Here is a 7,974-nt window from a genome sequence, read left to right as displayed (position 1 = left end):
CCCCGGCACAATACGAAGCGAGCACCACGCTTACCGCCGAGAAGGTAGCCTGACCACCTCACACCGACCCTGTCCGTCGAAACGGGTCAATCCCACAATCAACTGCGGACGGGAGGTGCAGCGTTCCCAGGCATCAGTGTCTGTCGACGATGAAGTCGGTTACTGCGATGTCGTGCTGCGCCAGGGTTCCTTCTAGCCATCGTCGCTGGTGCTCGTTCCGTGAGTCCCAGGTGTACTGGAGGGCGTCTGTGGGTCGATAGCTCGGGAGGTCCCGTCGAAGGCCTGGGATGAGCGTGTCGCAGAGGTCAGCCAGGAGTCGGATTGCCTCCTGATAGTCGTCAGCCTCAGGGAAGGTTTCCTGCACGAGCCGTTCACGGCTGTAAGCCATCGTTCGAATCAGCAGGATGGCATCGTGTACGGCGTGGGCGATGGCCGTCGCTGCTGCGTCTTGGCGGCGGCGGTCTCTATTTCGCATCCGCTCATCGTGGAGGACGTTAGGTTGACCTGCCAACAGCGCGTCGCTCGTCGCGTCCCGTCGAGCACGAGTTGCGCCCGTTTGTTTGTGGTCAACCGACGTCGGTGGTTTGGGCTGGGTGGATCTGGCCCGGGAATGCCTTGTGGGGTTGGTAGTGCTGGCCGGTTTGGAGGCAGAAGTAGAGCTGGCCGAGCATCCGGTTGAACAGGTGGCGTAGTGCGGCTGGGTGTCGGTTGCCGTGGTCGCGTCGGTGTCGGTAGTGGTGGTTGGCGTGTTCGTCGTGGGCCAGGGAGGCGAAGGCCCAGGCCCACCCGGCGGCGGCGAGGCGGTCGTTCTTGACCCGGCGGTGGGTGATGGAGATGGTGCGTCCGGAGGCGCGGGTGATGGGCGCGGATCCGGCGTAGGCCTTGACGGATCGGGCGTCGGTGAAGCGGGTTCGGTCGTCGCCGAGTTCGGCCAGGATTCGGGCGCCGGTGTTGTCGGCCAGGCCGGGGAAGCTGGTGATGATCGCGTGGTCGGGGTGCTGCTGGAACGCCTCGGCGGTGGCTTGGCCGAGTTCGTCGACGTTGCGGCATTCGGTGTCGAGGGTCGCGAGCAGGGCGAGTGCCTGGTGGCCCATGGCTTGCTCGACCAGGTCGGGCTGTCGCAGGTGCGGCGCGCGGAGTGCGGTGTGCAGTTGTGCGCCGGTGGTGTCGATGCGGCGTTGGCGTCCGGCTCGGCGCAGCGCGGCGGCGATGCGGGCCTTCGACAGCTTCCCGGCCGCGGCTGGGGTTGGTGCGATCGCCAGCATCGCGCGGGCGTCAACCGTGGCGAGGTTGCTGGCGGTCTTGCCGGCGAAGGCCTCGAGGAAGGCCGGGTAGTACTCGCGCAGCAGCGAGCGCAGCTCGTTGGAGGCTCTGGTGCGGCGCCAGGTCGCGTCTTGGTGTGCGCGGGCCAGCACTGCGACGGCCTGGGCCAGGTGAGTGTCGGCCGGGAGCCGACGGTGGACGTGCAGGTCGGTGCGCAGGATGTTGGCCAGGGTCATCGCGTCGGCGTGATCGGACTTGCCCCGGCTGACCGTGTGTCGTTCGCGGTAGCGGGCGACGGCCATGGGGTTGATCGAGTAGACTGGACGCCCGGTGGATCGTAGCGCCGCGACCAGCAGGCCGCGCGGGGTCTCGATCGCCACCGGGATCAGGGCTTCGGATGTGTCGCCGGCCTCGGCCAGCATCGCGGTGAGTTCGGCGAACCCTGCCACGGTTTCGTGGATGCGTTTCTTCGCGATCAGCCGGCCGGACTCGTCGACTAGTGCGATGTCGTGGTGGCCTTCGGCCCAGTCGATCCCGCAGAAGACCTTCATTTGTCTGCACCTCCTCCTAGCCGGTGTGCGATCCGGTTCGGGGACCCTGGCGAGAACGCGCGGCGCCCTAATGACGAGACTCTGTGGTCTTCCCTCCGATGAGCCGTTCGCGATCCCAGCAACCCTCACGGCCCCGGTCTGTGAGTCAGAGCTCGAAGGCTCCCGGTGAACGAGGTATCGACCGTGCGGGCGGGCTCGAACCACGACTAACACTCCCGGCCGGCAGTCAGCCGACTTGACCGACGCGCCGAACCAGGTCAGCAGTGGGTAACAGGTGCCGGGCGTCAGTCGCGTCGGCCTGATAGGAGGCCTGATCGGGCCAAGGGACGGGAAGACGTCAACAGCCACCCGGGACCTGTTACCCACTCATTAGGGGGACGGGTCAGGTGTGGCGTCGAGGCGAGCGATGACCTCGGCCACCGTGAACTCATAGCCAACTGCGCGCGCACCGGTCCAGTTGATGCCGACCAGAAGCCCGTCCTGCTGCGAGGTCGAGCTCCTCGGGGTCTAACGCGGACGTTCTTGATGATCCGCCGCACGCGAGCCTCGCTGGACCAGAACGGTGCAGCCCGTTGACCTCGCGAGTTCATCGGAGCTGGGTAGCCGCCGGCGTCACGCACAGTCCAGAGGCGTCCTGTGCGATCGACCTCAGTGAAAAAGGCGGCCGCTTGTGCGGCACTCTGACTCATGTGGCCCATCTTCGCGGCTCGCCCTAGCGCGCGACTACCGCCGAGCTCCGGTCACCAGATCGTGCCGTCCGGCGCGTCCAAATTGGTTACCTGGGGAGCAGTGCCCCGACGTGTCCTGGAATGCCTTGAAGAGCTGTCAGTGACCCGCGATCGGCGAGCACGTGCGGCACTCTGAATCACAGGTCGCTCGACCCCATCGGCTGGCGTCGATCAGGTGGCCGCGACGTAAGTCCCCCGACGACGAGAACATCGTGTACGCCGTACCTCTGCCGCGTTGACACCCCGCAACGCACTGAGCTGGGGATGAGCGTGCTTGTCGGAATCGGCTTAGAGGGTGAAGAACGAGGAAAGTTCGTGGGCGAGGGCTGACATCTCGGCACCGGCCTCGACTTCGACGGTGACCGAGGCGCTCCACTTGTCGTGGATGCTGGGCGTGATCCACCAGCGGAGTTCGACGTACCCACGTGACGACCAAGTGGCTTCGACCCCGAGATCGTGGTCCCGGTTCTCCCATGTGCGGGTGCCGTTCCAGCCTCGAAAGTCCTTGCCCAGTTGCTCAAGGAACGCTGGCAGTCCGCTGCCGGCCCTGTCGAGACTCAGTACCAACGCCTCTGCCGCCAGCCCGTTTCCCGAAAGGCGAACCGCGTACTCGACCATGTCGTCGGAGGTCAGGTATGGGTCCGAGGCGGCGCGGTAGCGAAAGCGCGGGGATAAGAACTCGATCTCCGCCTTGCGATCCCCGCTGCTCCAGCGAAGGGCCACGGCAGCGCCGTCCTCAGACACATGCAGCATGGCGCGATGATCGCACGAGCCAGTGGCGCGCGGCGTCGGCGTGGCGGGCGGTCAGTGGGGTCGTGGTTTGCTGGGGCGGTGACGACTGAGATCCGGCTTGCGGTGCAGGGCGACATCGAGGAGCTTGTTGGGCTTGAGGCGCAGTTGTTTGCTGCGGATGCCGGCGAGCATGACGTTCTTGTCGACACCACTTGGCCGGAGCGGCGTGGGGCTGCGGACTTTGCGGCGTTGTCGGGGAACGAGAAGGCGCTCGTGTTGGTTGCCGTGGACGCGGCCGGAGCGTGCGGGCATCTGGTGGGCTGGGTGAGCGAGGCCAGTGAGGTACGTCGTGGTGTGGTGACGGGGTACCTGCGGAGCCTGTTCGTCGAGGAACGTGCACGCAGGAACGGCGTCGCGAGCGCGCTCGTGGAGCGGTTCGTGGAGTGGGCGGAGGGTGAGCAGGGTGCTGTCACGGTCTCGGTCACGGCGTACGCCGAGAATCGGGACGCCCGCGCGTTCTATGCAGAGCTCGGTTTCGAGACCCTCAGCGTCGTGATGACGCGCGCCAACGGAGTCGGGCAACGGTGACCGCGGCACGGGTCCGTCAACCGCCGCAACGAGAATCAGCCGATCGCGCGCGGCCTTCCACGCGCGATTATCCGGCGACGTTCGTGCTCAACCCCGACATAGTGGTCGCTCGTGGATGATGTCAGCGTCGTTGTCGCGCACTCCCAACGCGCGACTTTGCGTGTCGGCGACCTGTTCCTGAAGGTGGACGCCGATCAGGCGCGCATCGACCTGGAGGCCGAAGCGATGACACTGGCGCCGGTTCCGACTCCCGAAGTCCTGTGGCGAAGGCCGTCCGTACTCGCGCTGGCGGCGGTCCCGGGGACGGTGCTCGCGCGGCTCGGCGGGCCGTCGACCGTATCCCCGGCTGCGTGGGCCGCCGCGGGTTCGGCTGTCCGGCAGTTGCACGACGCGCCGGTACCGCCTTGGCCCGGTCAAGCCGGCCAGAGCCTCGACACGTTGGCGGCGAACCTAGACGGCGAGTGTGAACGGCTCGTGGCGGACGGTGTTCTGCCCGCCGACCTGGTCAACCGGAACCGCCGGCTGGCCGAGACCGCACTCGAGCCGTGGACTCCGGTGTTCACCCACGGCGACCTGCACATTGACCACGTGTTTGTCGACGGCAACGAGATCACAGGCATCATCGACTGGGCTGAGGCCGGCCAGGGTAATGCCGTGCGCGACCTCGCCGCGTTGACCGTTGGACACCGGGAGCACCTCGGGCACGTTCTCGCGGGGTACGGCACCGATGTCGACCTCGATGCGATCCGCGCGTGGTGGTCGTTGCGTAGCCTGCTGGGGATCCGCTGGTTGATGAAGCATGGCTTTGACCCATTCGCGCCGGGTGGTGCTGTCGACGTACTGCGAGCCCAGGTGTGAGACTCCGCGGCCGATCTCGTCCGAGCTGTGTGTGTCATGATCTGCGGCATCATGCGTGACTGGGATCGGTTTCTTGAGGCGGCTCCCTGGTTTCTCCGGGCCGGAGACGCGGAGGTGGTTGGCGAGGAACGGGCGTGGACGCGGGCGGCCGTTGATGGCTTGCCTCGGCTCTCCGCACTGCTGGCGTCGGCGACTGTTACGCCGGTCTCTGTGTCGGGTACCTCGTATGAGCTGCTGGCGTGGGGTTCGCCGGGCAGTCGGCGAGGGTGGCTCGGTTATCCGCCGGGCGCGGGCGACGGCGACGTACACCCGACCCACCAGAGCTTCTGGGCCGTGTGTGGCGGGATTGTCGAGCGGTTCGCAGAGCCTGAGACCTGGTGGATGAACCAGGATGAGGTCCTCACCGCGGATGCCGCGAGTACGTCGGTCTCCGACGTGCTCGCTGACTACTCGTGGCTCGGGGAAGGTGAGGGACTCACGATCCCCATCCAGCCCGAGGAGTACTACGCCGTTGCCGTCGAGGCGAACGGGAACCTCACCCTCGCTCACCGTCAGAGCGGCGAACTACTGCTGTTCGCGCCGGACCACGCGTTCGCTGGGGTGACTCCGCTGCCGGACTGCCCGCCGTACTCCTTGCTCACCTTCGACGCCGAGCCGACGCTTCAGGCTTGGATCGAAAACTGCGCGGGCCGCTGGGCGGACTAGATGAGGACCGACGAAGTGGCGCGGTTTCTCGGGGATGATCCGGGGCTTGTGGCCTGGCTGGGGGAGTTAGAAGCGGCCGGGGAGCCTGATGGCGCGCTCGGGGTGCCGACGGTCGAGGTCGCGCTGACGGTGCTGCGGCGACTCGGCGTACCTGAGGAGGATGCGGCCGAGATCGTCGCGGGGTTGTCCAATCTGGAGCGCAGTCCTGCGTTGTCGTGGCTGGTACGGCGTTGTGCTCAGCGGACCGTCGCGGATATGGGCGGGTTTCGGCCGGGTGGGTCGTGGCCGGAGCTGCCGGACGGGTGGGGGCGCTACTTCTACGTGTACGTCTTCCTGACGGTGCTGCCGTATGTCCGCGCGTACCACGAGCAGCGCGGTATCCCGGACGACATCTCCTGGGCGACGCTCGGTGCGCTGGGAAGTGCCGTACAGTCCCATCGGCAACGGTCCGGCACGGGCGGGATGGATGCGCCGTTCTGGATCGACCTCCACTTTCGCGGCGGGATCTATCTGCTCGGCCGGTTGGGGTTCAACCGCGGTGACCTGGGGTTTCTCGCCCCGGCGGTGCAGGCCGCCGGGCTTTCGTGCGAGGAGTCCGAGCCGGCGCTGGGTGTGCACGCCGCGCCGACCGGTCCCCTGGACCCGGCCGCCTGCGACGCGTCGTTCGCGCTCGCCCGGGAGTTCTTTGCCCGGCACTTCCCCGAGGAGACATACCGGTTCGTGCGGTGTGGATCGTGGATCCTCGACGTGCAGCTCGCCGAGTACCTGCCGGCCGACTCCAACATCGTCCGCTTCCAACGCCGCTTCCACCTGGCACCCGAGACGCGGGACGGCGACGCCGACATCCTGTCCCGGATCTTCGCGGCGGCACCCGACACCGACCTCGGGACACTGCCCCGCCGTACGACGCTCCAGCGGGCTGTGATCGACCACCTGTCCGCGGGCCGTCACTGGAAGATCGGGTTCGGCTGGCTCGAACTCTGAGGATCAGTCGCGGCGACCCTTCAGGCGGCGGCTCAGGGCGCGCTCGGCCTCGCGGGTCGCTTCGCGTTCGGCGAGGGTCTGGCGCTTGTCCCAGTTCTTCTTGCCGCGGGCCAGAGCGATCTCGACCTTCGCGTGACCGTCCTTGAAGTACAGCGCGACGGGGACGATCGTCAGCCCGCCCTCGTTGACCTTGCGCTCGATCTTGTCGATCTGGGCACGATGCAGCAGCAACTTCCGCTTGCGGCGCGAGCCGCCCTCGAACCAGCGGGACTGCGAGTACTGCGGGATGTGTACGCCGTGCAGCCAGATCTCGCGATCCTCGACCATCGCGAAACCGCCGACCAGCGACGCCCGCCCGGCACGGAGCGCCTTCACCTCGGGACCCTGCAGTACGAGCCCCGCCTCCCAGGACTCGCCCAGGTGGTACTCGTGGGCAGCCTTGCGGTTACGGGCGATCACCGGGTTCGTGTCGGGCTTCTTCACAGGACGATTCTGCCCCGAGGTCCGCCTCCGGCCCTAGAGCACCGCTACCGTGCGGTGGGTGGAGCTGCGGAGACTGCTGAGCCGGTTCGGTGCGGACGAGGGCGAGCCGATTGATGGCGGGCTGTCCGGAGCGACGGTGGTTCGGCTAGTGCGTGGGCGGGAGGTCCTGTACTACAAGCAGGGCGCGATCGTCGACGACGAGGCGGATCGGCTCGAGTGGTTGTCCGCGACCGGGTTCCCTTGCCCGCGGGTTGTTGACCGAGGCAACGGTTGGATGGTGAGTACGGAGGTCGGTCTGCTCGGTATGGGGGACCGGTACGTCGACCTTGCGCTGATGTACAAGAGCCTCGCGCACGGGCGGAATCCGCAGTACGGGCTGGTGTCTGCGGCGCGGGCGTTCGTGCAGGGGTACGGCGGGGAGACGGACGACCCGCGGATCTCGTATTACATCGGTCTCGACGACTCCGAGAGTTTTTGGGAGCGGGTTTAGCGGGTGCCGAGCCATTGTTCGGCGCCCCAGGCCTCGTAGCGTTCCAGTTCGGTGAAGCCGAGTTTGTGGGCCAGACGCAGGGACTGGGTGTTCGCGGTTTGGGTGGTGAGGGCGATGGGCTCGGTCGGGAGCGTGTCGATGAACCAGTCGAGGGCCGCGGCGCAGGCTTCGGCGGCGTACCCGTGGCCCCAGGAGCTGGGGAGGAACAGGTAGCCGAGCTCGTACCGGCCGGCCTCAGGGCGGCGGTAGTCGGAGCGGTCAGGATCGCGGGGGTCGAGGGTGACGGTGCCGATCATCGCGCCGTCGAGGTCGACGACGAAGAGGCCGGCCCGGCGCGGGGGTTCCGCGGGCAGGGCCTGTTCGACCTCGTCGCGGGAGCGGGAGCCGCCGACGTACGTGCCGACTTCCGGTGACGACATGAGGTCGATGATCGCCGTACGGTCGCGGGCCTCGGGTTCGCGGAGTACGAGGCGCTCGGTCGCGATCGGGGCAGGCGGCCAGGCGACTCGCAGCTCGGTCATGCCGCGCAACCTATCCCACCCGACGGCCCAGCCGGCCGCGCCGCAAACCCACGAGTCGCCCATCCGGTCGG

At 67.5% G+C, this 7,974-nt stretch carries 10 protein-coding genes; 5 read left to right on the top strand and 5 right to left on the bottom strand.

Going from position 1 to position 7,974, the window contains the following annotated elements:
• Positions 1-133: 133 nt before the first annotated feature.
• The 3 genes from AC0662_RS33050 to AC0662_RS33040 form a co-directional block, all read right to left on the bottom strand.
• Entirely contained in the window at positions 134-475 is a 342-nt protein-coding gene (locus AC0662_RS33050; protein ID WP_478305571.1) for a hypothetical protein, read from the bottom strand.
• A gap of 91 nt (positions 476-566) precedes the next feature.
• On the bottom strand, positions 567-1,814 hold the full coding sequence (locus AC0662_RS33045; RefSeq protein WP_478305569.1) for an IS110 family RNA-guided transposase: 1,248 nt from the start codon (positions 1,812-1,814) through the stop codon (positions 567-569).
• Positions 1,815-2,830: 1,016 nt separating this feature from the next.
• Positions 2,831-3,265 carry a DUF6228 family protein gene (locus AC0662_RS33040; protein ID WP_478305567.1) on the bottom strand — a complete coding sequence of 145 codons (435 nt, stop codon included), beginning with the start codon at positions 3,263-3,265 and terminating at the stop codon, positions 2,831-2,833.
• 108 nt (positions 3,266-3,373) lie between these two features.
• Here AC0662_RS33040 and AC0662_RS33035 point away from each other — a divergent pair, with 108 nt between their 5' ends.
• The 4 genes from AC0662_RS33035 (at position 3,374) to AC0662_RS33020 (ending at position 6,409) form a co-directional block, all read left to right on the top strand.
• Positions 3,374-3,862 carry a GNAT family N-acetyltransferase gene (locus tag AC0662_RS33035; protein WP_478305565.1) on the top strand — a complete coding sequence of 163 codons (489 nt, stop codon included), beginning with the start codon at positions 3,374-3,376 and terminating at the stop codon, positions 3,860-3,862.
• A gap of 111 nt (positions 3,863-3,973) precedes the next feature.
• Entirely contained in the window at positions 3,974-4,720 is a 747-nt protein-coding gene (locus AC0662_RS33030) for a phosphotransferase family protein (RefSeq protein ID WP_478305563.1), read from the top strand.
• 210 nt (positions 4,721-4,930) lie between these two features.
• On the top strand, positions 4,931-5,425 hold the full coding sequence (locus AC0662_RS33025) for a hypothetical protein (RefSeq protein ID WP_478305561.1): 495 nt from the start codon (positions 4,931-4,933) through the stop codon (positions 5,423-5,425).
• Positions 5,426-6,409 carry an acyltransferase domain-containing protein gene (locus tag AC0662_RS33020; protein ID WP_478305559.1) on the top strand — a complete coding sequence of 328 codons (984 nt, stop codon included), beginning with the start codon at positions 5,426-5,428 and terminating at the stop codon, positions 6,407-6,409.
• A 3-nt stretch (positions 6,410-6,412) separates the two neighbouring features.
• Here AC0662_RS33020 and smpB read toward each other — a convergent pair whose 3' ends face one another.
• Entirely contained in the window at positions 6,413-6,892 is a 480-nt protein-coding gene (gene smpB / locus AC0662_RS33015) for an SsrA-binding protein SmpB (protein WP_478305557.1), read from the bottom strand.
• Positions 6,893-6,950: 58 nt separating this feature from the next.
• Here smpB and AC0662_RS33010 point away from each other — a divergent pair, with 58 nt between their 5' ends.
• Positions 6,951-7,382, top strand: a complete 432-nt coding sequence (locus AC0662_RS33010) for a hypothetical protein (RefSeq protein WP_478305555.1) — start codon at positions 6,951-6,953, stop codon at positions 7,380-7,382.
• Here AC0662_RS33010 and AC0662_RS33005 read toward each other — a convergent pair.
• The gene (locus AC0662_RS33005) at positions 7,379-7,903 is read right to left on the bottom strand and encodes a GNAT family N-acetyltransferase (RefSeq protein ID WP_478305553.1); all 525 of its coding nucleotides are present in this window, start codon (positions 7,901-7,903) and stop codon (positions 7,379-7,381) included. The genes AC0662_RS33010 and AC0662_RS33005 overlap by 4 nt on opposite strands.
• Positions 7,904-7,974: the final 71 nt, after the last annotated feature.

Source organism: Kribbella sp. NPDC043289 (assembly GCF_056436705.1).
This window is presented reverse-complemented; position numbering and strand designations above follow the sequence as displayed.

Excerpts from the sequence above, each read along its gene's own strand:
- AC0662_RS33050 (WP_478305571.1), bottom strand. The coding sequence starts at position 475 with ATGCGAAATAGAGACCGCCGCCGCCAAGACGCAGCAGCGACGGCCATC.
- AC0662_RS33005 (WP_478305553.1), bottom strand. The coding sequence starts at position 7,903 with ATGACCGAGCTGCGAGTCGCCTGGCCGCCTGCCCCGATCGCGACCGAG.
- AC0662_RS33020 (WP_478305559.1), top strand. The coding sequence starts at position 5,426 with ATGAGGACCGACGAAGTGGCGCGGTTTCTCGGGGATGATCCGGGGCTT.
- AC0662_RS33045 (WP_478305569.1), bottom strand. The coding sequence starts at position 1,814 with ATGAAGGTCTTCTGCGGGATCGACTGGGCCGAAGGCCACCACGACATC.